The sequence below is a fragment of the Halonotius sp. GCM10025705 genome (assembly GCF_042662885.1).
Classification (GTDB): Archaea; Halobacteriota; Halobacteria; order Halobacteriales; family Haloferacaceae; genus Halonotius; species Halonotius aquaticus.
Map to the genome: position 1 here is coordinate 1997419 of NZ_JBHSZD010000001.1, position 26060 is coordinate 2023478.

The following is a 26060-nucleotide window of genomic DNA, read 5'->3' on the forward strand; positions in this document are numbered from 1 at the left end:
GACGCAGGCCGATGGGCGCAGCCGCCGTGCCCGGTGTCACCGACGAGCCGCCCCGCCGGCTGTGGGCCGGAGGTGACAGCGGTGCGTAAGCCACGGACGGTCGTCGTCGACGACTCCCGATTTATGCGTGGACTGATCTCCGACCTCCTCGATGAGGCCGGGGTACCCGTTGTCGGCGAGGCCAAAGACGGCGTTGAGGCCCTTGAGGTCATCGCCGAGGAGGATCCGGATGCGGTGACGATGGATCTGGAGATGCCCCGAATGAACGGCATCGAGGCCGTCGAGCGTATCATGGACGAGCATCCGACACCGGTGCTCATGCTGAGTGCCCACACCGAGGACGGCGCGGAGGTCACCTTCGAGGCCCTCGAAAAGGGCGCGGTGGATTTCTTCTCGAAACCCGGCGGCGAGGTGTCAATGGGCGTCTCCCAACACGCCGACCAACTCGTGGCGACACTGCGATCGGTCGCCGACGCCGACCTCACACAGGCCAGCCGACAGGCCGCCGAGACCCAACGCCAGCCGGCGAGTCCGGGTGCTGGCGGCGCGGCGGCCACGGGGATCGAGGCCTTCGACGACCAACGCACCGTCGTCATCGGCTCCTCAACCGGCGGCCCCGACGCCGTCGAGCAGGTGATGAGCGAGTTGCCGGGCGGCGACTGTCGGGTGATCATCGTCCAACACATGCCGGAGGCGTTCACCGAGCGGTTCGCCGACCGCCTCGATAACGCCTCTCGGTACACCGTCCGAGAAGCAACCGATGGCGCGCGGATCGGTGCCGGCGAGGCTGTCGTCGCCCGCGGCGGGAGCCATCTCGGGATCACAGGCTACAGCAACGGGCGGATCCGCGTCGAGTTGATCGAGGAGGATCGCGGCCACTCGGTGCGACCCGCCGTCGACGAGACGATGACGTCGGTCGCCGCACAGATCGACGATCCGCTCACCGGGGTCATCCTCACCGGGATGGGCTCGGATGGCGCCGAGGGCATCTGTGCGATGCAGCGGGCTGGCGCGACGACGATCGCCCAAAACGAGGAGAGCTGTGTGATCTACGGGATGCCGAAACGCGCGATCGAGGCGGGCTGTATCGATGAGGTTTGCCATATCGATGACATTGCGACAACAATCAGGGAGCTGGTACAATGAGTGACGCACACCGCAAGGCCTTCGTGGCTGAAAGCGAGGAAGGTATCACCGAGCTTAACAACGCGCTGCTGGATCTAGAGTCCGACCCCGACGACGACGAGGCGATGGACTCGATCTTCCGGATCGCGCACACGCTGAAAGGAAATGCCTCAGCGATGGGATATGAGTCGGTCAGTGAGCTGGCCCACGAGATGGAAGATCTGCTCGATGAAGTCCGAGAGGGCAACATCGATGTCGATATCGAGCTGATGGATCTACTCTTCGACTCCGTCGACTATCTCGATGCGATGGTCAGTGATATCGCCGAGGACGGCGAAACGGATATCGACGCCAGCGGCGTCGAATCCGATCTCAGAGAGAAGATGGAGACCGGCAGCGTCAGCGACGGAGACGGCGGGGGTGATAGCGGGACGACGGCACCCGACGACACAGCCGATGAACCCGACGGCGCGGCCAGCGACGACACGACCGCGGAACCAGCCGATGACACGGCCGCAGAGACGGTTGACGACGACGGTGACGACACCGCCGACGAAACAGCCACCGAGGCGGCCGAGCAACCGACGGCTGATACCGGTGGCGACGAGACCGAAACGATCGCCATCGACGACCTCCCAGACGAGATCGCCGACGCCGAGTTGGAGACAAGCGAGGCGGTCTACCGGGCGGAGATCGGCCTCGGTGACACCGAGATGCCGGGCGTCGAGGCGATCTTCATCATGCAGGAGATCGAGGACGCCTACGACCGGCTCGGCACCGATCCGGCCCAGGATACGATCGAGGACGGCGACTTCGATGAAACCTTTGACGTCTTCGTTGTCGACATCTCGGCCAGCGAGATCGAAGGGATTCTCGGCGAGTTGGGCAAGGTGGAGTTTGCCTCCGTCAGCCCGGTGACGCCGAACGTTGACGATCCGATGACTGTCGCCGAGGCGGTCGAATCAGCCGACGGAGCAGGCGACGCCGATGCGGAGCCGGCTGCGGAATCGGACGACGCCGACGCGGAACCTGAGACAGCAGCCGACGACGAAAGCGACACCGCCGAAAGTGACGACACCGACAGCGATGCTGACAGCGAGACCGACGATAGCAGTGACAGCAGCGACGACAGCGGGGGCGGACGATCCAGCCCCGATTCAGGTGGTCGCTCAGGGCCGGGCAGCTCCGGTTCCGACGACGCCGACATCCAGTCGGTGCGAGTCGATGTCAACCAACTCGACGAACTCTACAATCTCGTCGAGCAGCTGGTTACGAGCCGGATCAAGCTCCGCCGAGAGATGGAACGGGAGGGGATCGACTCCGACAATCTCGACGAACTCGATAAGATCACCGGCAATCTCCAGGATACGGCGATGGACATGCGGCTGATCCCGCTGTCGAAGATCGTCGACACCTTCCCGCGGCTGGTGCGGGATGTGGCCCGCGAGACGGGCAAACAGGTGAACTTCACCGTCACCGGCGAGGACATCGAGCTTGACCGCACCATCCTCACCGAGATCCGCGATCCCCTGATCCACGTGCTGCGCAACGCCGTCGACCACGGGGTCGAGCCGCCGGAGGAACGCGAAAAGAAGGGCAAGGATCCGACCGGCAACGTCTCGCTGACGGCGACCCGCGACCGCGATCACGTCAACATCGAGGTCGCCGACGACGGCGCGGGGCTCGATCCGGAGATGCTCAAGGAGAAGGCCATCGAGAAAGGCGTCAAAACCGAGAGCGAACTCGAACGGATGGAGGAATCAGAGATCTACGATCTGGTCTTCCATCCGGGCTTCTCGACGGCCGAGGAGGTCACCGACGTGAGCGGCCGCGGTGTCGGGATGGATGTCGTTCACAACACCGTCAAACAGCTTGACGGAACCGTCAACGTCGAGAGCGAACTCGGCGAGGGAACGACCGTCACCCTCCGGCTGCCGGTGACCGTGGCGATCGTGAAGGTGATGTTCGTCGAGGTCGGCGGCACCGAGTACGGCATTCCGGTCAAAAATATCGCCGAGGTCACCCGTGCCGACGATATCCGGACGACCAAAGGCGACGAGATCATCAACCACGACGACGAGATCTATCCGATCCTCCGGCTCAGCGACGCCCTCGACGAACCGAGCAGCGTCAACGGCGACGGGATGCTGTTGCGGATTCGGGAAGAACACCGCAAGGTCGCCCTGCATTGTGACAAGGTGATCGATCAAGAGGAGGTCGTCGTCAAACCGCTTGAGGGCGTCCTCAGCGGGATCCCCGGGCTCAGCGGGACGGCCGTGTTGGGTGATGGTGATGTGGTTGCTGTCCTCGATGTGGTGACACTATGAGACAGTTCGAAGACGAAGGCTTCGGCCGGGTGATCCGGCATATTCAGGATGAGGTCGAGTTCGAGCCGGAGTACTACAACCCGGACTATCTCGACCGGCGGATCACCGCCCGGATGCGACGCCAGGAGGTCGAGGAGTACGACGACTACCTTGAGATACTGCAGTCGGACAGCCGCGAGAAGGAGGCGTTGATGGACTCGCTGACGATCAACGTCACCAACTTCTTCCGCAACCAGGAGATGTGGGAGGCTCTCCGGCCGGTGTTGCGCGATCTGACCGACGAACATCGCCGGGTGCGAGTCTGGAGCGCGCCGTGTGCCGACGGCCGAGAACCGTACTCGGTGTCGATGCTGTCCCGTGATGATCGAAAGATCGACGACAGCCGGCTCACCATCGTCGGCACCGACATCAGCGACGAGGCGCTCGAAAACGCCCGGGCGGGTACCTACGAGACAACCCGGACGACCGATATCGGCGAGGAGCTCAGCCTGCTTGACGATCCGGAGAAGTACGTCAATGTCGAGGACAACACGTTCACGGTCAAACCGGAGATCCGTGATTCGATCCAGTTCGAACGCCACGACCTGATCCAAGACGGGCCACGACGAAACTGTGATCTGGTCTTCTGTCGGAACCTCTTGATCTACATCGACAGCGAGTTCAAGATCCCGATCTTCAACACCCTGACCGACTCGATGCAGGACGGCAGCTATCTCGTCATCGGGATGACCGAAACCATCCCACAGGAGTTGCGGGATGATTTCGAGCCGGTCAACAAGCGCTGCCGCATCTACCAGTACACACCCTGGTGCCAATGTCGTTGTACGATCTCGCACGATCCGGTGATGTCGACGGGCTCGAAGAGATGCTGCTGGAAAGCGACAGCCCAGCGGTGCGGAAACGCGCCTGCGAGCTCCTCGGCGAGATCGCCACCAAAGAGGATATGGATGCCATCGAGACGCTCGTCTCGGTTGCGGTCACCGACGAGTCAGCGCAGTCAAGGCCGCCGCCGTCGACGGCCTCGATGAGATCGGCGCGGAGGCTGTCGAACAGCTGCTGGTCGAGATCACCGGCGAAAAGATCGACGAGGGTGCCGACTGGGCGGTCGCCAAGCGGTTCGCCAAGGCCCTCTCCTCAAACATCCCCGAGTTGCGGATGGCGGCAGCCTCCGCGCTCGGCAAGCTCGGCGATGAATCCGGCATCAACTCGCTGAAGAGCGCGCTCTCGGATGAGGATCCCCGTGTCAGACAGCGGGTCTGTATGGCCCTCGGCGAGATCAACCATCCCTCGGCGGTGCCGGCGTTGATCGATCGGCTCTCCGATCCCAACGGCCAGGTGCGTCATGAGGCGGCGATCGCGCTGTCGGCGATCGGCACCGACCAGGCTCTTGGCGCGCTGAAAAACATGATGGACGCCGACAACACGGCGATTCGACGAATTGCGGCCTCAGCGCTGGGGAAGCTGGCACCGCCGACGTGGTCGAGCCGCTGGCGGCGGCGTTGAACGACCCCGACGAAGGGGTGCGAAGCGCGGCGATCTACTCGATTATCGAGTTGCTGTCAAACGTTGATACCCAAAAGAGCCACTCGATCCGCGAGCGGATCGTCACCGAACTCCAGGATGCCGACGACGCAACTGTCGAACCGATCGTCGAGATCCTCGAAGAGAGCAGTCAGCAACGCCAACGCCGTAATGCCGCGTGGTTCCTCGGACGGGTCGTCGACGAACCAAACCGGAAAACCGTCGACGTACTCGTCGATGCGCTGGAAAGCGATGACACCCAAACCGCCCAGTTTGCGGCGACCAGCCTTGCGGAGATGGGCGGGGAGTTGGTTGAAGACGAATTGCTGGAGCTGGTCGAAAGTGATGCCCCAGACGACGCCCGTGCACAAGGCGTGTTCATTCTCGGGAAGGTTGGCGGCGAGCGATCCCGCGATGTGGTCGAAAATCTTACTGAGGATGATAGTAAACAGGTTCGCAAGCGGGCATTCTCGGCCATTTCGAAACTCAAAGGTCGATAGTGATATTACAGAGGGGCGAGACAGTACAACAACATGTATCGATCGACACCCCATGTGGGGCGGTGAGTTCCTATGAGTGAGGGTGAGTACAAGATCGCGGATACGAAAGGCCGGTTCGCCATGGCGGTCAAGGATGGGCGACAGCTCAACAACGTCGACTGGTCACAGGGCCGGATCCTGCTGTCGAACCGCCGTCTTATCCTTGCCGGCAACGACGGCAAGCGGACGATCGCCCTCTCAGATATCACCGGCTTGTCGGGCCGACAGGACGCCAGTCAGTCGATCGCGGCGGCCTCGAACTATCTGGCACTCAAACTCGGTGAGGATGTCATGCTGGTGTCGGCCGCCGACCACGAGGAGTTCAAGACAGCATTCTTCAAAGCGGTACTCGATGAAAACATCGTCAAGGCCAAACACCCGGCTGTCGAGGGTGGCGTCGTCCAGGATACCTCCTGGGAGAAAGCCCGCCTGAAAGTCGAGGAAGATGCGATCGCCACCGCCCTTCAAAGCGGGAAATTTGTCGAACTCGAATTAGAGGAGATCAGCGAGATCAACACCGAACAACGGACAATGGGCGGCGAGGAGCGAACCGTGATTCAGGTCTCCCACGTCGAAGGACAAACCTCCGTCGAGACCCACATCACGGGGCCGCAACGAACCTGTGTCTTTGTCCAGTCGTTCCTCAAGGAGGGCGAACGCCGCAGTGAGGCCAATGTCGATCTCGCACCCTCCGAAAAAGAGGTGTTGATGGCGCTGTACTCCGGAGTCTCACCGTTCGAGATCCCAGCGTTCATCGGTCAAGACGTCGACAATGTCGAGGAAACCTTCGAGAAGCTCATCGAACTCGATATCGTCGATGAGGTGCGAACCCGCCACGAGGTCACACTGAACTCGCGTGGCCGCAACATCGCCAGCGAGGCGATGAACGAGCAGTAAGCACCTGGATATTCTGAAGAATAGGCCGACAGCCCAGAGCCGCGTTGTCGTCGTCAGGCGTTGACGGACTCGATCTTCTTGTTGACGATCACTTGGCCCTTTGCCGTCAACGACAGCCCTTCATCGCCGTCCTCGACGAGTTCCTTGCTTTTGAGCTTGTCAACGATGGCTTTCGTCTCGTTGATATCGCCGGTCACAAGCATGCCAAGTTCCGCGCTGCCGCCGGCACTGTACAGCGAGACGAGGGTTTCGACCTCCTCTTCGCCGACCTCGATCTCTTCGAGATCCTCCATGATGTCGCTGTATTCGAGCCGGACATACCGACCAAGCAGGTTGAGTTTGCGGCCGTTTGGCAGCGTGATCAGCGTCGTCAGTGTCGTCCCGGCCTCGGAGTGATCGACCGACAGCGTTGGCCGGGTCTTACCGCCGATATCGCGCTGTTCGCGGCCGAAGTCAATGACGCCGCCGAGGTCGATGGTCACCGTTTCGTTGTTACCTTTGAGATCCAACTGACCGCGTTTGAGGCCGAGTTTCATCTTGCGGTCGCTGGCGTCGGTGATCCGCCCACCGCGTTTGGCCGGATGTTTGACGATCACGGTTTGACCGCCGATGATCACCTTGAAAAAGACAGTTTTGAACTTCTCGACGTTTTGGCCGGTTCCCTCGATGACCGCAACCTTCTGTTGGCCGTCCTTCTTGTAGGCGATGGTGACGGTGTCGTTGAAAAACTGCTTGAACGCCTGTGGTGGCGAGCCGATGTTGGTGTCGACAACCGAGGACAGCGGGATGCGCGTCTCCTGGTCGTCGGTGACCAACACCAACTGTTTGCGGCTGAGGAGCACGCGGCCGGTGATCGGTTCCATCGTCTCCATCTTCTCGGTGTAGAACCGACCGGCGAAATCCGCCACCACTGCCTCGCTCATATACTACTGTTCGTTCCGCAGTCCTCTTCATTGTTTCGCGCTGTCGATGACACAGTACCGGTTCCCATGTGGCCGAGAGACCCGAGACACAGACAGAGAGGAGTCCGCACCTGCGGGAACAGCAAAGTCTAATGCGGTGGGTACCCAACCGTCGGGTGATGCCAACGGTAACCTACCTCAACTACGAAGTGCTCGACGATCACGGCTGGGAGATGGACGACGACGACCTCTTCGAGAAAGCCGAGGACGCAGGGCTTGACGGCGAGGACTACGGCGAACTCGATGTCAACGAAGGCGAGTACATCCTCGAATCCGCCGAAGCCCAGGGCTACGATTGGCCCTTCTCGTGTCGCGCTGGTGCGTGTGCAAACTGTGCCGCCATCGTCAAAGAGGGCGACATCGACATGGACATGCAGCAGATCCTCTCGGATGAGGAAGTCGAAGAGAAAAACGTCCGACTCACCTGCATCGGCAGCCCAGACGCCGACAACGTGAAGATCGTTTACAACGCCAAACACCTCGATTACCTCCAGAACCGCGTTATCTGAACGCTGGACTGTGTCCAGCACTCAACACATCCTCGCGTGAGGGTGTGGCTTTCTTCTAGTACGTAGCTATAGCTGGCGACACGATACGTGGTTGTGGAAACCGTGAGTCGTGAGCCTGCTCAGACCTATTGCAGGCTGCTCAGTGTTACTCAACGCGCGAGTGGCAACAGGTTAGAAACTCACAGTGTACACACGCAAAGGTACAAGTCGAGAGAAACACACAGTATATTCAATGAGTAGTGAGAAGAAGCGTGTCCAGTTTCGGGCACCCAATCGGCTTATCGATCGCACCGATGCGCTTGCGGATGTGCTCGGTGAGAACCGAACAGATATCCTTGTGACCGCACTCCGAGAGTACCTCCAGGAGGCGACCCACGACGACACGCTTGTCCAAGAGATCGCAGCCGCCTACTACGATGATGAGATCACCAGCAAACAGGTGCAAACGCTGCTGGGTGCGGCGGAAGCTGCGAATCTTCGCGTCTTGAAACAGCAGTTAGACGACGACTTTATCGACGAGGTGGCTGAAACGTAGATGTCGATTCTTGTGCCGGATACGTCCGGGCTTGTCAGTCTTGGCATCGTCGCGGGCAAGCCACCAGATCCACTCTCGATGTGTCTCACCCGGTACGAGGTTGTCGTTCCAACGGCCGTCATCGACGAGCTACAGGATATCGCCGCCTACGAGGACACCCACGGAAACGCCGCAACACTCGTACTCGATCAAACCGATTCGATGACGACCCGCTCAGTTGTGCTCGACGAGGAGTTTCCGTTAGATGCCGGCGAAAACGCCGCTGTGACCCTTGCCAATGAGATCGATGCTACCGTACTGCTCTGTGATGAATTCACCCAAATCGGACTTCTCCACGCATCGCTCGCTGATACACGACTCATCACAACGCCGACCCTCCTGTCGGTGCTCGTTCGAACCGACATTCTGCCACCCGAAGAAGCTCGGACACTACTTGCGGAAATCAGCGAGGAGCGCAGTTGGAGCACGAATAGCTATGTCCAACGGGCACGATCGTTGCTTGCCGAGGAGTGAAATCAGGGTCGTACAGAGATGATTACTCTATGTACTCGTACTGTCGCTCGTTCATCCGGCCCCAACCGGTAAACACGAATTCGTCGCTCGGCTCGGTGAAGTCATCGATATCGACAGCCCCCTTCTCGTGGTTGTGGCTGTCGTGTACGTGTTCGTACTCCGAATACGAGAGATCGTATCGAGCCTGGAGTTGGGCGTCGACGTTGAGTTGAGCGATCTCCTGTTCCCAGTTCGGCTGGACGGTTTCGGCGTGGATTTCGGCTTGCGCGCCGGAGCCATACGACCCGACCAGCAGCTTCTCGCCAGCAAGCTCCTGATCTTCCTCTGCGGCGTACTGGAGCGCAGCAATACGGGCGATATGCACCGAACCGGTGTACCAGTTGCCGACCTGCCGTGAGATGTTGAGCGTCGGCTCGATGGTGCGATCGTACCACGCTTGGTACTGCTCGGTCTCTTTGAGAGCGTCCATATACTCGCGGATCGCCTCCTCGTAGGCTTCTCGTGAGGCGTAATCGTCCTCGCGTGGCTGGCGACCGATCTCGTCGGCGAGGGCGTCTTCGATCTCGGTGTCGCGGCTCATATGCCGGTAGCCAAGCAAGGCTGCCTTTCGCACCATCCCCGGGAACGGGGTGTGGAACGGGACGTAGGCGAAATCGTCGGGATGCATATCCCACGCAACGGATTCGAAATCCTCGACGGCCTCGCGCATGCGCGAGAGGTACACTTGCATCGACCGTTTACCGTCGACCGACGGGAACTGCTGGTTCGGTTTCAGGAAGTCGGTTTCGTCCATGCTGCCGTACCCCTGCTCGTTCGAGATCTCGACGAGATCGGGGTCTTCGTCGATGAGCATGGCGACCGCGCCCGCACCCTGTGTCGCTTCGCCGGGATCACCACGGGCGTAGAGGGCGGTGTCGGTGGCGATGACGAGGGCCGCTCGCCCGCGGTTGCGCCCCGCGCGAATCCAGTTGTAGGCGTCGTCGATGGATTGGGTGCCGGCGACGCAGGCGAACTTCCGTTCGCCCTTGTTGGCGTGGCGGAACTCGCCGTCGAAGTACTGTTCGAGACAGCCGGCGATGTACGTTGACACCGGCTTGGAGTTATCAAAGGCCGACTCGGTGGCGACGTCGATCCGGCCGATATCGTCGGGGGTGAGCCCCTTGCGATCCATGAGTCGCTTGGCGGCGTTGGCACCCATGGTGACGATATCCTCGTAGAGATCCGGGAACGAGGAGCCGACGAGGCCGATTCCCTTGCGGTATTTGTCCGGATCCTCGCCTTTCTGTGGGGCGAAGGTCTCCGGCAGATCGAGTTTGAGCTTGCCGGTCCAGACCTCAACCGCGTCGATGCCGACAGGTTCCATACGCGAGGTTGCCCGAGGTGGCTTATGGGTGTGTCGATACGAATGACGTCGATCGTCGAAGAACAGCCGGCTCAGTCCTCGTCTTCTTCGATAACTTCGGGGTCAGCAAAGGCGTCCTGCAAGCTATCAAGCCCGTTGAGCCACTCGGAGACGAGCCAGGAGTCGAGTTCCTCGATGTCGCTGCCGTCGAACTCGGTGCCGTCGATGATCTGGGTGCCGGCCTGAACGAGGTACGCGAGGGCAGCGTCCTCATCCTCCTCGGCGGCCGCGTCGACAGCCGCACTGATGTTGTCATCGAGCGGCTGTTCCTCGACAGCCCCACCGATCAGGTACTCTTCGGCGGCATAGAAAACGGGGATGAGGCTGGTCTGGACACTGTCGAGCAAGAGGAGCTTGTTCTCGGCGTCGAACTCCGGTTCGGCGAGGACGATGTCGTTGATGAACTCGAGTTTGTCGAGGGCTTCCTCCTCGTCGAGATGGCCGTCCTCGACGGCGGTGATGATCTTCGCGATAGCGATTGTGGTGTCGTTTTGGAGATTGAAGTAGAGCCGGGCGAAGTCCTCGCTTTCGGGATCGAGATCCTCCTCGCCGACCCGCGTCAGCCAGTTCTGCCAGCGGTCTTCCGAATAGAAGGTCTCGGCTGGCTCGTCGTCGTCGGTCATACATGTGTCTCCGCGGGCGCACTCAAAGGCCTTTCTTCTCGTTTGGGGCGCTACCCAAGCGTTCGACGGGTGTCAATACCGTAGACCCGCTTCGGCGTCTCGACGTGGGTGGTCTCGATGGCATCGTCGTAACCCTGTTCGCGGAGCCACCGAACGCGCCGGGGGACGGTTTTCGGCCCCATAACCGCACCCGGTCGGTCGGGGTCGTCGATGTAGTCGGTTTCCATCAGAAACGGGTCGCCCGATTCGGCGGCGGTCTCCAGCCAGTCTTTCTTGCACATCACACTCGGTGTCGGGCCTGCGAGGCGACCGCTGGCGTAATGTTTGACAACATGGAGTGGATCGAGGCCACGATCATCGGCCCACTCGGCGATTTCAGTCAAATCCTCGCTGGCCTCAGTGTGGAGCTGGACGACACAGTCGAGATCAGCCCCAAGCTCGAAGGCGTGTTTCATCACGTCGTTTGAGGCCGCCCAGACGGCATCATCGACCTCGTAGTGTGGTCGCCCAGATTTCAGCGCGAGTGCGTCACCCCGTTCAACGTACGCGGCGGCGATATCGAGGACGCCCTGCATGCACTCTCGGGCTTCGGCTGGCGAGCAGCCACGATCCTCGATGAGCCGGCTGATCAGCCCCGGATGCACACCGAGAACCGGCCACGCTCGGCCCGGCAACCGCTCGGTTGCGGCAGCGACGATGTCGATGGTGGTCTCGAAAATCGAGCGGAAATCCTCGGGATCGGTCGATTCGACGCCGAGATGCCACGAGGGTTTGTTGACGACAAGCAAGTGGGTGCCGCCCAACTGGACGAAGTCATCGACGGCGTCCATCCCGCGGGCGGCGTCGGGATCGAGATGCATGTGGTTGTCGAGCACCGGCGTCTCCGCTTCCATAGCGGTGCGTTGGCAGCGACGGGCAAAAATCGGCTGGTCTTGGCGGTTGACGGGCTGCGACGATATCGCTACGCGGTGTCGTCGTCGACCGCGAGATCAAATTCGAATGCGACCGCTGTCTCCGTATCCTCGACGATGGCTCCGGGCTGAGCAGCGAATCCCTCGTGGAGTCGCTCGTAGGTGTCATCGACGGCTTCAACGATGACGTTCGTCTCACCGATGACGGGCATGAAGTTGGTGTCGCCCTCCCAGCGTGGCACGATATGGGTGTGGAGGTGGTCGCCGATAGAGCCCCCAGCGCCCTCGCCGCAGTTCATCCCCATGTTGAGCCCGTCAGGTTCGAGGCCGTCGTGGAGTGCGTCGATAGCGACCTGTTTGAGCCGAGCGTGATCCAGCAGTTCGGCGCGGGTGAGGGCGGCGTACTCGCCGACGTGCCGGTGTGGGATAATCATGAGATGGCCCGGATTGTAGGGGTAGTTGTTGAGCAGCGCGAAGCTGCGCTCGCTGCGGGCGACGATCCGGCTCTCGCGGTCGGCGTCGTGTTCGGGGAGGACGCAGAACGGACAGCCGTCGATCGTCTTTTCATCGGGGTCGCGTTCAACCCAGTCGATCCGCCAGGGGGCGAAGATCTGCTCCATACGGAGGGGTATGGGTGTGGGGTGTTAGGTTCTGCTGTCACGCCGCGTCGGTGCGGAACCGTGTGATCGGTAGGTCGGTAACATTGGCAAAGTCATCGTCGGCACCGACCAACAGCGTGCCATTGACGACTGCCGCCGCGGCGAGAGCGAATGCGTCTCCGAGGGCGAGCGAATACCCGAATTTAAAATCGGCTGCCTTCCGCCATAATTCGTCGGTGCTGATCCGTTGGATACCGCTTTCCTCCAGGACTTCCATAACTGTCTCTGCGCGTTCCAGCCCTGCATTCCCCCGAACAATATAGTGAAGTTCGGCAGCGTTGACAGCAGAGATATATCCAGTAGTTGCACCTTCGACAGCTGTGAGATACTGTTCGACCGTATCGCTTCCCGGTTCATCCGAAAAATAGGCGATCAGCGGCTCAGCATCGAAGACGACCGTTTCGGGGACAGATTGTGTGTCACTCATCTTCGTCGTTCTTCTCAGTGACGTAGCGATCTCGGAGGTCAGTCTCGGCAGTCTTGTCTCGTTGCCGTTCGGCGCGTAACTGTTCTGTTGCCGATCGGCCCTCGCCGTCAGTTTGACCCGCCAGTATACCGCGTAAGTCTGTCACGGACTGGATCGGTCGCACGACGACATCACCACTCTCAGTGCGAACGAATTTCACTCGCCCCGGTGTCTTGATGCCGAGGGCGTCCCGGAACTCCTTCGGGATGGTCGCCTGCCCTCGTGCCGAGACGGAGACGACTTGTTCTGATTCTGATTTACTCATACTTTTTCTACATAATACATCTATCTTCTTGTACGTAAGTATACTGGTGAAATACTGCCAGAAGTCGATTGAGGTATCAATATTTTGTACGATAGTTTACTGATACCGGTGCCGCTCAGGTAGTTACTCCTGCAAGCCATTTTTTGAGTGCGGGTGCCCACTCATAGCATATGAGCAAGAATATCACCGTCAGCGACGAGGTGTATCGTCGTCTGAAACGAGAGAAGGGTGACAGGAGTTTCAGCGAGGTCATCGAAGCGAAACTCGACAGCAGTGGGACACTTGCCGAGATTTCAGGCCAGCAAATGTTCGATACCGAGACGGCCGACCACGTCAACGATGAAATCGAATCGCTGAGCCGCGGGACGGTCGAACGGATCACCGATGAAACTGCTTGATCAGCTAATCTAACAAAGGTGAACGTGACTAGCCGGCTTCATTCCGGAATCGTGTGATCGATACGTCGTCAACAGCGTCGTAATCGTCATCTGCCCCGACGAGCAAAGTCGCGTCACGCTGGTCAGCCGTCGCCAACGCGAACGCATCGCCAAGTGCTGGGTTAGACGAAAGAACGTGATCAGCAGTTTCCTGCCAGATGTCGTCGATACCGACCGATTCGATACCGAGATCAGTGAGCCAGTCGATGTACTCGTCGGCAGTCCCACGGTCGTATTTCTGCGAGAGGATGTACCGAATCTCGGTGAGCGTGACGTAGCTGACATAGCCCGTTGTATCGTCAGCAGCAACGGCGTCGAGATAGTCTTCAACAACCTCGCTTCCGAGTTTCCGCGTCGGCGTGTGCGACCAACGGTTCGGCGTCGAAGACGACGCGATCAGGGATCGTCATTCGGTGTCGACCCGGTTGTCGCGTTCGGCTCGATCTTCGGCTCGTTTCTCACGGAGGAGTTCTGTCGCGGGCTTGTCAGTCGTCGCGTCGCTCCGGGTGGCGAAGCCGCGCATCTCGCTCGGCGACCGAACCCGCTCGACGGTGATCGTTCCGTCGTCTGCCTCCCGAAACAGGACTTTCCCCGGTGCGTCGATCCCGAGTTGGTCACGGAACCGTTTGGGAATCGTCGCCTGCCCGTGTTTCGTGACCGCGACGATCTCTTTTTCAGGGTCGTCACTTGATTCAGATTTGCTCACGGTTCATAATTTTTCGCTATTAATACCTAACTCTTGTGTCCAGCTGAAGCCGGGGCTTAATCGAAGTCGTGAATCCCTGCTGTCGTCACCTCACAGCCGTCTTCGGTGACGATCATGGTGTGTTCAGCTTGGCTGATAAGCTGGCCGTCAGCTTCCTTCAGCACGGGGTAGCCCTTGATGATATCCGCGTTTTTCAGCGTGCGGAGGGCCATCGCCGCCCGCGAACTGTCGAGCCAGCGGGCCGCAAACGGCAACTCGTCGAAGGCCTCCAGTTCCTCTATGACCTGTCGCGCTCGCCGATCCCGAACTGAGCCGTCGCCGACCTGTTCGTAGATCTCTTCGGTCGCGCCCTCGCCAACCTTGCCGCGGCCGTCGGTGGCGAACGGCTCGATGGCGATCACGTCGCCGACTTCGAGCTCGACGCTGCGGTCGACCGCGCGGTTCGGGATGCTCGGGCCGGTGTGGGCGTCGTAGCGTTCGACACCGTGGCCTGTCAGATTGAGGATCGGCGTGTAGCCGCGGCCCTCGATGGCGTTCTCGATCGCCGCGCCGACCGTGCCGGTTTCGACGCCCGGCCCGACCGCGCCGACGGCGGCTTCGAGTGCGTCCTCGGCGGCAGCGACCATGTCGTCGTGACCGGTGTAATCGACGGTGACGGCGGCGTCGGCGATGTAGCCGTCGACGTGGACGCCGATATCGAGACAGACCATCTCCTCGCCGAACTCGGTGTCGTCGTCGCGGGCGGGCGTCGCGTGGGAGGCGGCTTCATCGACAGAGATGTTGACCGGGAACGCCAGCCCCGCGCCGGCCTCGCGGATGGCATCTTCGGCGTACTCGGCGACTTCGAGGTGGGTAACACCGGGCTCGATCATCTCGCGGGCTTCGTTCATCGTCTCGACGAGGATTGCGCCGGCCTCGCGGTAGCTCTCGACGGCGTCGGTATCGAGTTCACCAATGCTCATAGATAGGTGTTGGCTGGTGGCCGCAAAGCGGTTTCGACCGGCGTGTTTAGAAACGGACGCGGGCAGTCAAAGGGGCAGCGTCGCAGAACCGATAAGACAAAGTAGGTATCGATCAATTTGTAAAGTAATACGGCGGTGTCTCGGGTATCCGGGCAGTATCCGAACACGCTGAATCGAGGAGACGTCAGTATGAATCGACAGGAATCAAGGGCAAGCTCAAACGAAACGGCCGGGCATTCGCGTGGAGAGTACACAGTCCACGTCACACACCGGCAATCAGTGGCCTCATGGGTCGATAAACGATGACGACAACGAAGATCCAGATCCGGGCAATGCTGCTTGCGGTGGTCATGATAGTGTCAGCAGTAGCAATGGGAGCCGCGTTTGCCGGCTCAACTGCTGCCCAAGCCCAAGGCGGCGACAACCCTGGCGGTGGTAACGGCAACAGCGGTGGGAGTGCTGATTCTGGCGGCAACGGTGGAAGTGATGCTGGTGGTGGCGGCAGTAGTGATGGTAACGGCGGTGGCAACGATGGTGCCGGTGGCGGCGGTTCTAATTCTGATGGCAGTGGTGGAAGTGATAGTAGCGGTGGTACGGGAAGTGATGGTGGTAACGGCGGTGGCAACGATGGTGCCGGTGGCGGCGGTTCTAATTCTGATGGCAGTGGTGGAAGTGATAGTAGCGGTGGTACGGGAAGTGATGGTGGTAACGGCGGCGGCAACGACGGCAGCAGCGGAGATGGTTCCAATTCTGGCGGCAGTAGCGACGGTAATACCGGGTCAGGTTCTGATGGCGGTAGTGGCGGAGGAGATGGTGGCAGTGGTGACGCTAATAGCGGCTCTGGCTCTGCTGGAAACGACGGAGATAGTAGCGGTAACAGCGGCAACGGTGGGTTCAGTTCTAACTCTGACGGGAGTAGTGGTACCAGCGGTACTTCAGTTGGTGGAAACGGTGCCAGCAACGGCGGCTCGGATACCGCCCGAGGGTCGACTCCTGATGGCAACGGCGACAGTAGCGGCAACGCGAACGAGAACAACGCCGGCGGGAACAACGACAACGCTGCCGGGAGCAGCGCGTCAAACGCAAACGACGCGTCCAACACAGCCAACGGACAGGGAGCGGCCGGCAACAGCCAGAGAAGCGATGAGACATCTAGTGCTGACAGCGCTGGGCCCGGCAACAACGCAGCGCAGGCGAACGAGCAAGCGGCCACCAACGCCGGAGGCAACAACCCGGATATCAGGGAAGTCGCCAACAGAGTACGAACCTCCAACCCCGACGCAGCAACCGAAGTCGGGATCGACGACACCCGACCTGACACACCGGGAGCCACAGTTCGACCGGACACAGCCACCCAGACCGTCACTGAGATCACCCTCGATGACGAAACGCTCCGTGGCAGCGTCGAGGTGAAAGAGTACACCAACCCACCGGCCGAGGTGACCGACGCGCTCACCGCAAGTGTCGCCAGTGATCTCGCCGCCGCTGCGGCCGATCCGAGTGAGCGAGGCACCAGCGACGAGGGATCTGACAGCGAAGGCGACGAAGAGGAACCCACTGAGGATTCGACCGCTGAAACCGACGAATCGGCCGTCAATGTCGTCACCGTCGCCGACATATCCGTCTTCGACGAGGCGGGCGAGCCGGCCAGCGACACCCCCGCGACGGTGACCATGCAGGTCGATGCAGCCGAACTGGACGAGCCGGAAAACGCGGTCGTTGTCCACGAAACTGACGAGGGGTGGGAGCAACTGGAGACGACCGTCGAAGCTACCACTGATGAAACGGTCACGCTGGGTGCGAAAACCGGCGGCTTCTCCCTGTTTGCTGTCGCGGAACTCAACGGCGAGGACGACACCGATTCTGAAGAGACGACAAACGCCATCAACGCGACGACGGCAGCGAATGCGACGGCAACGACGACCAACAGCACCCTCGGCTTCGGGATCGGGGCCAGTTTCATCGCACTGGCGGCGACAACGCTGCTCGCGTGGCGACCCAGTCGGTAGCTTAGGTCGGCGAGGGCTCCTCGACGAGATCGGGTGGAATTTCAACCCGGACGCGCGTGCCCGTTGCGTCGGTGTCGAAGGTGGCTGTCCCACCGAAGCTATCGGTGCCCCATTTGATCAGCCATAGCCCGAGTCCGCTGCCGTGTTCAAGATCGGTCTCCTCGGCATTGTCGAGGACAGCGATCTCGTGGCTCGGGAGCCCCGATCCGTCGTCGGCGACAACGAGGGTCGTCTCCTCGGGATCGTAGCTGATCGTGATCTCCGAGCAGCCGCTGTGCCGAACCGCATTGGAGAGCAACTCCTCGATGATCGACTGGAGGACAACCGGATTGATGCGGACAGCCATCCCGTCGGGAACGGTCACTGTGGTCGGTATCGAGTCGATGTCGGCGTCGATCGAATCGAGTGCATTGTCGATCAGCTCCGAGAGTGCCGTTGAGTCGGTCGACAGCGGGTTGGCAGCCAACACGGTTTCGGTGCGTTGGGCCTTATCGCCCATCGTCACGAGATTCTCAAAGATAGCGTCGATCTTGTCTTGGTACTGTTCGACGCCGTCATCGATATCCAACATGACGTCGACGTACCCCTGGGCAATGTTGAGATCGTTTCGCAGGTTATGCCGGAGCACGCGGTTGAGCACCTGAATCCGTTGTTGCCGACGACGCTCGTCAGTGATGTCGGTGAAAACGATGGTCTCGCCGATCACCTGTCCGCTGTCGTCGGTTGCGGTCGTCATCGCCGCCTCAACGACCGTATTGCCGGCCGGTAGTTCGAACGTGATCGGTTCGGCCTGTCTGAGCGCATCGCCGTCGACCGTCTCGGGCAGCAGCGAATCCAGCGGCGCGCCGATGCTATCGAGTTCAGCGGCCCCAAATAGCGCCTGGGCCGCCGAGTTGAGATCCGAGACGTTGCCAGCGTTGTTGACGACGACGATGGCGGTATCGGAGGCATCGAAGGCGGTCTGTCGACCTACCGTTCGGGAGGCCGGCAGTTGCTCAAAGAGATCATCCCGGGTGACCGTCAACCACAACCCACCGAGCCCAAGCGTGAGCGCACTCGCACGGAGCGCACTGACAGACGCGAACTCGGTGACGAGGCCGAACTGGTAGAGGTAGCCGACAAGCCACGGGAAGACGACCGCCAGCGACAGGCCGATAACGCTCCGCCCGCGGAAAGGGTGATGACGGGTCGCAGTCGTGTACAACAGCGCAATCCCGACGCCGATGGCAACGCTTGTCCCGAGGACTTCGAACACGGTGGCAAACTGGTGGATGCTCGTTCGGAAGGTGGGCTGGAGTGCAATGACCCCAAAAGCCGCCGCCGCACCGGTGAGACCGTTGGCCGCCGAGATGAGGAAGGTGCCCCCGCCGAGACCGCCGATAGCGATCTTCTCCCGGCGACCGATTCGCTGGGTGTACTGGAGGACAAACCAAAGCCAGACAAAGATCCCACTAACGGTAAACAACCCAGCGAGGAAATCGACGCTGATCAAGAGGGGTTGCAGCGTCGGCGGCACCTGCGAGCCGAGTTGGGTGAGTTGGGCACCGTTGGTAATCCCGAAACTCGAAAACGCGAAGATGACCACCGCTGCCGACAGAAAATTTCCACCCCAGAGCCCCGAAAAGAGGCTAAGACTGCGGACACCGATCCCCTCATAGCGGCTGAGGAGGTAGCCACCGAATGCGAGGTAACCGAGGCTCACCAAGCCAGTTACTGCGGCGACCTGCATTGAGACGAACTGCCCCACTAACTAGTGGTATCGGTGATACCGGAAAGTAGTTTGTGCACTCATCTCGTGTGGGCGATGCCAACTGCGGAGGGCGTAAGACAAACCGGTTCGGGACAACAGAATCGTGGCGTAGCGTTGTCGACGAACAGGTGTCACACGGAGAACGGCAGGCCTTTTACTTTGGTTCCAGAATCCTTCACCGTCTATGAGCTACGACAAGATTGAGGTTCCCGAGGCAGGCGAGCAGATCACGCTCGCCGACGAGGACACCGGGGAACTGAACGTCCCAGAAACACCGATCATTCCGATCATTCACGGCGACGGAATCGGCTCGGATGTCGGCCCGGCCGCCCAACAGGTACTCGACGCCGCCGCCGAGGCGACCGGCCGCTCAATCGCCTGGATGCGCGTCTACGCCGGCGGGTCGGCCCGCGACAAATACGACGAAAACCTTCCACAGGAGACCGTCGACGCCATCCGCGAACACCGTGTCGCGATCAAGGGGCCGCTGACGACGCCGGTCGGCGCGGGCTTCCGCTCGCTGAACGTCGCACTCCGCAAACGGCTGGATCTCTACGCGAACGTCCGGCCGACCTACCACCTCGACGGCGTCCCATCGCCGGTCAAAGATCCCGAGGCAATGGATATGGTCACCTTCCGCGAAAACACCGAGGACGTTTACGCCGGCATCGAGTGGGAAGCCGGCACCGACGAGGTCGAGGAAGTCAAAGGGTTCGTCGAAGACGAGATGGGCTTCGACAACACGATCCACGATGGCCCCGTCGGCATCGGCATCAAGCCGATCACCGAATTCGGCTCGAAGCGGCTGATTCGGGAGGCCATCGACTACGCGCTGGCCAACGATCGGGACTCGGTGACGCTCGTCCACAAGGGCAACATTATGAAGTTCACCGAGGGCGCGTTCCGCGATTGGGGCTACGAGGTCGCCGAAGAGGAGTACGGCGAGGATGTCATCACCGAGGACGAACTCTGGGAGGAGTACGACGGCGACGCGCCCGACGGCACGCTCGTTGTCAACGACCGCATCGCCGACAACATGCTCCAGCAACTCCTGACCCGTACCGACGAGTACGACGTGATCGCTACGATGAACCTCAACGGCGATTACATGTCCGACGCTGCCGGCGCACAGATCGGTGGCCTCGGCATCGCACCGGGCGCGAACTTCGGCCACGGTCGCTGTCTCGCCGAGCCGGTACACGGCTCCGCGCCGAAATACGAGGGCGAGGACAAGGTCAACCCAACCGCGATGATTCTCTCGGGCCGCGAAATGCTCGATTACCTCGGCTGGGACGATGCCGCCGAGCTCGTCCGCGATGCCGTCGAGCAGACGATCGTCGACCGGACGGTCACCTACGACCTCCACCGACAGATCGAGGGCGGCGAAAAGCTCGCCACCAGCGAGTTTGCTGACGCTGTCGTCGACAACATCGAACAACTTTCGTAGAAAGTCGGTCGGGCTCTGGCGGTGAAGCCGCCAGAACAGCCACGACCTCGCCTACCGAATCATCGCCAGCGGTCGCTGCGATTGTCGAGTGAGATAGAAAAACACACATAGCCCCATCCGCTGGGTAGGGGTAGATGTACGGGTGGCTCAACCGTCAGTTCCGCCGTGGCTACGAGCGGCTGCTCCGCCGGGAGATCGGCGAGGTCGACCCACGTCGCCATTATTCAGGACGGCAACCGTCGATACGCCCGCAAACAGGGCGAGGACGCCCCGGAGGGCCACCGTGAGGGTGCCGACACCGCCGAGCAGGTGCTCAACTGGTGTGAGGAGCTCGGCATCGACGAGCTAACGCTGTATGCTTTTTCGACCGAGAACTTTGAGCGGCCACCCGAGGAACGGGAGCCACTCTTTGATATCATCGAAGCCAAGCTCTATGAACTCGCCGACAGCGACCGTGTCCACACCAACGAGGTCTCGATCCGAGCGATCGGCGAAATCGAGCGACTCCCTGAGCGCGTCCAAGACGCCATCGCCTACGCCGAAGCCGAGACGGCCGACTACAACAGCTTCCGACTCAACGTCGCGCTCGCCTACGGCGGCCGAAACGAGCTACTTCGGGCGGCCCGCGAAGTCGCGACCGCCGTCGACAACGGCGACCTCGACGCCGACGATGTTGATCCCGAAGCAATCGAGAACTGTTTGTACCGTCAGCCGGTTCGAGATGTCGACCTGATCATCCGCACCGGCGGCGACGAACGCACCTCGAATTTCCTGCCGTGGCACGCCAACGGCAACGAGGCCGCCGTCTACTTCTGTGCGCCCTACTGGCCGGAGTTCTCGAAGATCGACTTCCTGCGAGGGATTCGCACCTACGAGGCCCGCGAGGAGTCGTGGCAAGAAAGTAAGATCGACCGCGCTGTCGCGCTGGCCGGCGCGGTCGGCAGCCTTGAACTCAAGGAGGCCAGCGAGTTGGTGAGCCGACTCCGCGGGAAGCTGCCGCAAGCCGGGCGTCGGGCCGTCGCCGAGGAGCTTGAGACAGCGACGCCAGCCGACGATGACTCGGAGTCGACGGGAGCGGATTCGACCCTCGACCCTGCCGACTGAGGGGTCTGCCAACCGTTATTTGCCGAACCGCCGCTGGCGATCAGCGTAATCGAGCAGCGCGCGCAGATAGTCACGCTTGCGGAAATCTCGCCAGTTCACGTCAGTAAAGTAGAGCTCGGAGTAGACGGACTGCCAGATCATGAAATCCGAGAGCCGCTCGGCTCCCGTTTTGATGACGAGATCGGGCTCATCGCGGAACACGAGCCGGCTGTCGATGTCGTCGGCCTCGATCTCCGCCGGTTCAAGATCGCCGTCGTCAACGGCTTCGGCAAGCTGGCGGACGGTTTCGGCGAACTCGCGTTTGCCGCCGAGGCCGATACTCACCTGAATGGGGGCATCGACGGACTCGGTGTCGCCGGGGCGACGACCGCCAGCGGCAGCGGTGTCTCTAAGGCGGTGAGCTCACGGCTGAGCGTTGGGATGACAGCCTCATCAAGCACACTCACGGAGACGGTGATCCGGTCGGCCCCGTATTCGACAGCCCATCCGAAGAAGTCCCGCAACGTCTCGTAGGCCCCCTGTTCGAGGAGGTCACGTTCGGTGATGACGACGGCGACGTGTTCCGGCGGCGGGTTCGACTCCCGGCGAAGCCGCAACGAAAGATAGGCCTCGTAGAGCACTGTCGTCGGTTCGGGTCGGTGGTGCAAAAAACTGCGGTGGCACGAACCGGGCGTGTGAGGGAGCCACACGCCGGATTCGGCATGTCGGGAGGGTTAAGTGGCCGTCAGGGATACCCGGTGGTGTGACATCACGGGTTCGTCGTGCCGGCGCGTTCGCCCTCGTGGCCACGCTGTCGCTTGTGGCCCCGGTTGCCGGCGCGGCGACAGCGGTTCCCTTCGCCGCAATCGGTGTGACCGCGGCAACACTCATCGACGACGGCCCCGTCTTCGAGTTGTTTGCCCGACCGGGCGATCGCCAGGACGGCCGGCTCAACGGACTAGCCGGCTTCGGCTTTGCAGCCGCTGGCTTGGCCTTGCTGTTGGCACTGCCGCAGGCGGGGCTCCCAGCGGAGATCTTTGTCGCCGCGCTGTTGGTACTCGGCGTCGGCAACTTTGGGACTGAGGTCGCTCGCACCCGCAGTAGCGATCCATTTGTCGCCGTCGCCGGCTTTCTCGCTGGCGGGATCCCGGCAGCGATCGCCGGCCAGTTCGTCGTCGCGGTCGTCGACGGCGAGACCGTCGCGTGGTCGGCGGTGATCTTTCTGGCCGTGATCGGCGGGCTGATCGCCGCGCTGCTCCGGGAGTTGCTGTACGAGCGTGACGATCCGGTCGTCGTGTTGTCGGTCGGCCTCGCCAGTTGGTTTGTCGCTACATTGGTCGGCACAGTCCCAACCACGGAGTTGATCGCCGCCGTCATCGTGACCGTTGCCCTCGGTGGGATCTCCTATGGGCTCGGGACGGCCAACGTCTCCGGGATGCTGACCGGGGTACTGCTTGGCGTGTTGACGATCGTCCTCGGCGGCTTCGGCTGGTTTGCCGTGTTGATCGCCTTCTTTGCGATCGGCGGGCTGGCCTCGAAGTTTCGCTACGACCGGAAGGCCGCCCGCGGCGTCGCCGAGGACAACGACGGTGCCCGCGGGATGAGCAACGTCCTTGCCAACTCGGGGGTTGCCCTGCTGGCGGTGATCGCGGCCGCCGCCGGGGAGCTGGTCGAGCCGGCAGCCATCGTCAGCCTCGCCGTCCCGTTTGCCTTTGCTGGCTCGCTGGCGACCGCCCTCGGCGACACACTGTCGAGTGAGATCGGCTGTCTCTACGACCGCCCGCGGCTCATCACAACCTTCGAACGCGTCGACCCCGGCACCGACGGCGCGGTGACGTGGCAGGGCGAACTCGCCGGGCTCGTCGGCATCGGGATCATCAGCGCGTTGGCGACGGCGACGCTCCCGCTTGGGCCGGGGGATCGACCGGCATCGCCGCCGGCATCGTCGCCGCTGGCGGGCTCGCCGGCATCACGACCGACAGCATACTGGGGGCGACCATCGAGGGCGACCGACTCGGCAACCAACTGGTGAACTTCTGTGCAACGCTGACCGGCGGCGGCGTCAGCGTCGCCCTCGCAGTCGTCCTGTTGTAATGCGGTCGACGATCCGCCACGCAACAGCCGCTGATGCGGCGAGGATTCGCACGCTGCAAGCAGAACTGACCGAGCCTGCACCAACTCTGTTGGACGCAGCACTCACCCAGGTAGACACAGCAAACAGCGTGGCCGCCACAACAACCGACGACACGTCACCAGCGATCGGTGAGTCGTTTGGGCTGTTCGTCTCGGTCAACGACGCTGATCTAGCCGTTGGCTATCTGCTCGCAGTGACCGGCGAACCAACGCATATTGCTGAGCTCGTTGTCGAGCCAGCATATCGCCGAGAGGGTCGAGCGAAGGCACTACTTGCCACCATGCTCGAACAATACAGCCATCCGATAACCGTCCACGTCGCTGTCGACAACACCGCGGCACGATCACTCTATGAAGCAGTCGGGTTTCAGGAACAGGCGCGAAGCGACGATCAATTCGACGACACCACCGGGCTGACGCTGCGGTATCCAAGCGAGGATTAGGCTTCCAGTTCCGGCTCTGGTGGCTGCAGTTCCGCGGCGGTCACCACTCGTGTCCCGACCGGCTTTTTCACGAACTCGCCGGTGCTGGCGGCGACAATGTGATCGAGGCCGTGTTGGGCAGCAACGTCGAGAAGTCGCTGGCTGCATTCGCCGTCGACGACCAGCGCGTACGGGTCGGCGGCGGCCTCGATCGCCTCGATGAGTGCTGCTGGCTCGGTCTCGGTGATGACCCCAAACTCGGCGTCAAGGAGTCGGGCGGTGCCAGTCTCCGCATCGATGACCGCCTCAACGTGGCTGCGTAGGGTCACTGGCTCGGCGTCGTCATCGGCGTTGGTGGCATCGTCAGATTCGTCGGCGTCGTCAGCCGAGGGCTCGTCGTCGACGGCCGAATCGGTGTCATCGTCCGCGTCGTCGCTGGCCGCAGGTGTCGTGGGGGAGCCAGCGTCAGCCGGGGAGTCAGATATCGCATCCGGTGTGGTAGCCACGTCGTCGGAAACAGGTGCTGCCGCATCGGCATCGGCCGTCGCGGCGTCAGCGTCGGCCGTGTCGTCGACGGCCCCGGCAGCGTCGACAGCTGACTCCGCTGTGACGGCTTCGTTATTTGTGTGTGACTCAGCATCCGCGGCGGCGACGCGAGATGATGTGCTGGCAGGAGGCTGGTCGGACGGCGGCGACGGCGACGCCGCAGGGGAACTCGTCGGAACGACCTCAACTTCGGTGTCCTCGTCGTCCGGCGGCAGGTGGTCGTCGGCCGACCGGGGTCGCTCGTCGGCGGTTTCGTCGATGATGTCGGCGATCGCCTCCCGGACGTTTGGCGCGCCGCGAAGCCGGTCGGCGATGACCTTCTGCCGGAGGCGATCAAGCACGGCCGCTCGGGACAGATCCTCAACCGACTGATCGGGCGGCGCGAAGGCGACGAAGTCGATGTCGCCGACCTGCAGCAGTTCCCGAAGGATGAGTTCGCCGCCGCGGTCGCCGTCGACAAAGACGGTCGTCGTTCGCTCGGCGGTGAGCTCGGCGACGGCGTCGGGCACGTCGGTACCCTCGACGGCGATGGCGTTTTTGATCCCGTAGGCCAACAGTTGGCGCACGTCGGCCCGGCCCTCGACGACGATCACCGCATCAGAACTTTCGACCCGCGGGCCGGCGGGCAGCCCTCGTAGTCGACGACATCGGCGACGCGGGCGGAATCCCGCACGTCGTCGACGAGGTCTGCCCCGGAGACACCGGTTTCGTCGAACGCTGTCGCCAACAGCTCCTTGGCGCGGTCGACGATCTCTCGGCGTTTGGCCGCTCGGATATCCTCGATGGCGGTGACCTCGATGTCGGCTCGGCAGGGGCCAACACGGTTGATCGTCTCTGGGAGGCCGCTAAGATCGCGGTTTCGGCCTTGCCGAGGCTGGTGGCGATCGTCAGCTCGCCGAACGATTGGCCATTTTCGGAGGAGATCTCAACGTCGATCCGGCCGACCTTCGAGGACTGCTGGAGGTCACGGAGATCCAACTCATCGCCCAACAGCCCCTCGGTTTGGCCGAAGACCGCGCCGACGACATCGCTGCGCTCGACGATGCCGTTGGCGGCGATCCGGGCGTGAATCAGATACTTGGTTGTGTCGTCCATGGGAACACTCCAGCGACGAACGCGAGTGGCGTGGTGCCGCTGATATCATATATAAGCGCTACGATCTGAAATACCTGTCGTCACCGCTGGCCGCAAGGGCAACGCGTGGAGAGGGTGATCGAAGGCACAACAGCCTGCGTCGATCTGAAGAAAAATTGTCTTCAAGACGGGGATCTGGGAAGCAGTAGCAATATTTAGGCGTCGCTGTCGGCAGGA

23 protein-coding genes and 5 pseudogenes are annotated in these 26060 nt (G+C 61.6%); 15 read left to right on the forward strand and 13 right to left on the reverse strand.

Annotated elements, in window-relative coordinates; translation table 11 throughout:
• The first annotated feature begins 123 nt into the window (after positions 1-123).
• From cheB to ACFQJB_RS11185, 6 genes and pseudogenes are all read left to right on the forward strand, one after another.
• On the forward strand, positions 124-1146 hold the full coding sequence (gene cheB / locus ACFQJB_RS11160; RefSeq protein WP_379728034.1) for a chemotaxis-specific protein-glutamate methyltransferase CheB: 1023 nt from the start codon (positions 124-126) through the stop codon (positions 1144-1146).
• On the forward strand, positions 1143-3452 hold the full coding sequence (locus ACFQJB_RS11165) for an ATP-binding protein (RefSeq protein WP_379727292.1): 2310 nt from the start codon (positions 1143-1145) through the stop codon (positions 3450-3452). The genes cheB and ACFQJB_RS11165 overlap by 4 nt, the downstream gene beginning before the upstream one ends.
• Positions 3449-4249: pseudogene (locus ACFQJB_RS11170) on the forward strand (CheR family methyltransferase); the annotation flags it as partial. The gene ACFQJB_RS11165 and the pseudogene ACFQJB_RS11170, both read left to right, overlap by 4 nt.
• 358 nt (positions 4250-4607) lie before the next feature.
• Positions 4608-4955 carry a HEAT repeat domain-containing protein gene (locus ACFQJB_RS11175; protein WP_379727295.1) on the forward strand — a complete coding sequence of 116 codons (348 nt, stop codon included), beginning with the start codon at positions 4608-4610 and terminating at the stop codon, positions 4953-4955.
• On the forward strand, positions 4928-5473 hold the full coding sequence (locus ACFQJB_RS11180) for a HEAT repeat domain-containing protein (protein WP_379727298.1): 546 nt from the start codon (positions 4928-4930) through the stop codon (positions 5471-5473). The genes ACFQJB_RS11175 and ACFQJB_RS11180 overlap by 28 nt, the downstream gene beginning before the upstream one ends.
• Positions 5474-5545: 72 nt before the next feature.
• A complete protein-coding gene (locus ACFQJB_RS11185; RefSeq protein ID WP_379727301.1) occupies positions 5546-6409 on the forward strand; it encodes a CheF family chemotaxis protein in 864 nt (287 codons plus the stop codon).
• Positions 6410-6462: 53 nt separating this feature from the next.
• Here the strand turns inward: ACFQJB_RS11185 and ACFQJB_RS11190 are convergent, their stop codons facing one another.
• Positions 6463-7332, reverse strand: a complete 870-nt coding sequence (locus ACFQJB_RS11190; RefSeq protein ID WP_120103651.1) for a CheF family chemotaxis protein — start codon at positions 7330-7332, stop codon at positions 6463-6465.
• Between the two features lie 158 nt (positions 7333-7490).
• Here ACFQJB_RS11190 and fer point away from each other — a divergent pair, with 158 nt between their 5' ends.
• The 3 genes from fer to ACFQJB_RS11205 all read left to right on the forward strand — a co-directional run bounded on the left by fer (position 7491) and on the right by ACFQJB_RS11205 (position 8928).
• Positions 7491-7880: a ferredoxin Fer gene (gene fer, locus ACFQJB_RS11195; RefSeq protein WP_379727304.1), complete on the forward strand. Its 390-nt coding sequence runs from the start codon at positions 7491-7493 to the stop codon at positions 7878-7880.
• Between the two features lie 232 nt (positions 7881-8112).
• A complete protein-coding gene (locus ACFQJB_RS11200; RefSeq protein WP_379727307.1) occupies positions 8113-8415 on the forward strand; it encodes a hypothetical protein in 303 nt (100 codons plus the stop codon).
• Positions 8416-8928: a hypothetical protein gene (locus ACFQJB_RS11205; protein WP_379727310.1), complete on the forward strand. Its 513-nt coding sequence runs from the start codon at positions 8416-8418 to the stop codon at positions 8926-8928.
• 22 nt (positions 8929-8950) lie between these two features.
• Here the strand turns inward: ACFQJB_RS11205 and hmgB are convergent, their stop codons facing one another.
• From hmgB to ACFQJB_RS11235, 6 genes are all read right to left on the reverse strand, one after another.
• Positions 8951-10291 (reverse strand): hydroxymethylglutaryl-CoA synthase, encoded by a 1341-nt coding sequence (gene hmgB, locus ACFQJB_RS11210; protein WP_379727313.1) that lies wholly within the window; start codon positions 10289-10291, stop codon positions 8951-8953.
• A 71-nt stretch (positions 10292-10362) separates the two neighbouring features.
• Complete coding sequence (locus ACFQJB_RS11215; protein ID WP_379727316.1) at positions 10363-10953, reverse strand: DUF2150 family protein; 591 nt, start codon at positions 10951-10953, stop codon at positions 10363-10365.
• Between the two features lie 50 nt (positions 10954-11003).
• On the reverse strand, positions 11004-11846 hold the full coding sequence (locus ACFQJB_RS11220) for a TatD family hydrolase (protein WP_379727320.1): 843 nt from the start codon (positions 11844-11846) through the stop codon (positions 11004-11006).
• A 68-nt stretch (positions 11847-11914) separates the two neighbouring features.
• Positions 11915-12484: an HIT family protein gene (locus ACFQJB_RS11225; protein ID WP_379727323.1), complete on the reverse strand. Its 570-nt coding sequence runs from the start codon at positions 12482-12484 to the stop codon at positions 11915-11917.
• Positions 12485-12521: 37 nt separating this feature from the next.
• Positions 12522-12950, reverse strand: a complete 429-nt coding sequence (locus tag ACFQJB_RS11230; protein ID WP_379727326.1) for a PIN domain-containing protein — start codon at positions 12948-12950, stop codon at positions 12522-12524.
• Positions 12943-13254, reverse strand: coding sequence for an AbrB/MazE/SpoVT family DNA-binding domain-containing protein (locus ACFQJB_RS11235; RefSeq protein ID WP_379727329.1), 312 nt, complete (start codon positions 13252-13254; stop codon positions 12943-12945). Before ACFQJB_RS11235 ends, ACFQJB_RS11230 begins: the two co-directional genes overlap by 8 nt.
• 170 nt (positions 13255-13424) lie before the next feature.
• Here ACFQJB_RS11235 and ACFQJB_RS11240 point away from each other — a divergent pair, with 170 nt between their 5' ends.
• A complete protein-coding gene (locus ACFQJB_RS11240; RefSeq protein ID WP_379727332.1) occupies positions 13425-13652 on the forward strand; it encodes an antitoxin VapB family protein in 228 nt (75 codons plus the stop codon).
• Between the two features lie 28 nt (positions 13653-13680).
• Here the strand turns inward: ACFQJB_RS11240 and ACFQJB_RS11245 are convergent, their stop codons facing one another.
• Genes ACFQJB_RS11245 through map form a run of 3 tightly spaced genes read right to left on the reverse strand, consistent with a single transcriptional unit; the run spans position 13681 to position 15359 of the window.
• On the reverse strand, positions 13681-14091 hold the full coding sequence (locus ACFQJB_RS11245) for a PIN domain-containing protein (RefSeq protein WP_379728036.1): 411 nt from the start codon (positions 14089-14091) through the stop codon (positions 13681-13683).
• 6 nt (positions 14092-14097) lie between these two features.
• Positions 14098-14397, reverse strand: a complete 300-nt coding sequence (locus ACFQJB_RS11250; protein WP_379727335.1) for an AbrB/MazE/SpoVT family DNA-binding domain-containing protein — start codon at positions 14395-14397, stop codon at positions 14098-14100.
• A gap of 56 nt (positions 14398-14453) precedes the next feature.
• Positions 14454-15359 carry a type II methionyl aminopeptidase gene (map, locus tag ACFQJB_RS11255; RefSeq protein ID WP_379727338.1) on the reverse strand — a complete coding sequence of 302 codons (906 nt, stop codon included), beginning with the start codon at positions 15357-15359 and terminating at the stop codon, positions 14454-14456.
• Between the two features lie 302 nt (positions 15360-15661).
• On the opposite strand from map, the gene ACFQJB_RS11260 reads away from it, so the two are divergent.
• Positions 15662-17368, forward strand: coding sequence for a surface glycoprotein (locus tag ACFQJB_RS11260; RefSeq protein ID WP_379727341.1), 1707 nt, complete (start codon positions 15662-15664; stop codon positions 17366-17368).
• Between the two features lies 1 nt (position 17369).
• On the opposite strand, the gene ACFQJB_RS11265 is transcribed toward ACFQJB_RS11260, so the two are convergent.
• A complete protein-coding gene (locus ACFQJB_RS11265; RefSeq protein WP_379727344.1) occupies positions 17370-19115 on the reverse strand; it encodes an ATP-binding protein in 1746 nt (581 codons plus the stop codon).
• A 187-nt stretch (positions 19116-19302) separates the two neighbouring features.
• On the opposite strand from ACFQJB_RS11265, the gene icd reads away from it, so the two are divergent.
• Together icd and uppS are read left to right on the forward strand one after the other, a co-directional pair.
• Complete coding sequence (gene icd / locus ACFQJB_RS11270) at positions 19303-20565, forward strand: isocitrate dehydrogenase (NADP(+)) (RefSeq protein ID WP_120103664.1); 1263 nt, start codon at positions 19303-19305, stop codon at positions 20563-20565.
• A gap of 134 nt (positions 20566-20699) precedes the next feature.
• Positions 20700-21669: pseudogene (gene uppS / locus ACFQJB_RS11275) on the forward strand (polyprenyl diphosphate synthase).
• Between the two features lie 15 nt (positions 21670-21684).
• Here uppS and ACFQJB_RS11280 read toward each other — a convergent pair.
• Positions 21685-22289: pseudogene (locus ACFQJB_RS11280) on the reverse strand (undecaprenyl diphosphate synthase family protein).
• Between the two features lie 122 nt (positions 22290-22411).
• On the opposite strand from ACFQJB_RS11280, the pseudogene ACFQJB_RS11285 reads away from it, so the two are divergent.
• Together ACFQJB_RS11285 and ACFQJB_RS11290 are read left to right on the forward strand one after the other, a co-directional pair.
• A pseudogene (locus ACFQJB_RS11285) lies at positions 22412-23742 on the forward strand (DUF92 domain-containing protein).
• A complete protein-coding gene (locus ACFQJB_RS11290) occupies positions 23742-24224 on the forward strand; it encodes a GNAT family N-acetyltransferase (RefSeq protein WP_379727347.1) in 483 nt (160 codons plus the stop codon). The pseudogene ACFQJB_RS11285 and the gene ACFQJB_RS11290 overlap by 1 nt, the downstream one beginning before the upstream one ends.
• Here ACFQJB_RS11290 and dnaG read toward each other — a convergent pair.
• A pseudogene (gene dnaG, locus ACFQJB_RS11295) lies at positions 24221-25844 on the reverse strand (DNA primase DnaG). The gene ACFQJB_RS11290 and the pseudogene dnaG sit on opposite strands and share 4 nt — an antisense overlap.
• Positions 25845-26060: the final 216 nt, after the last annotated feature.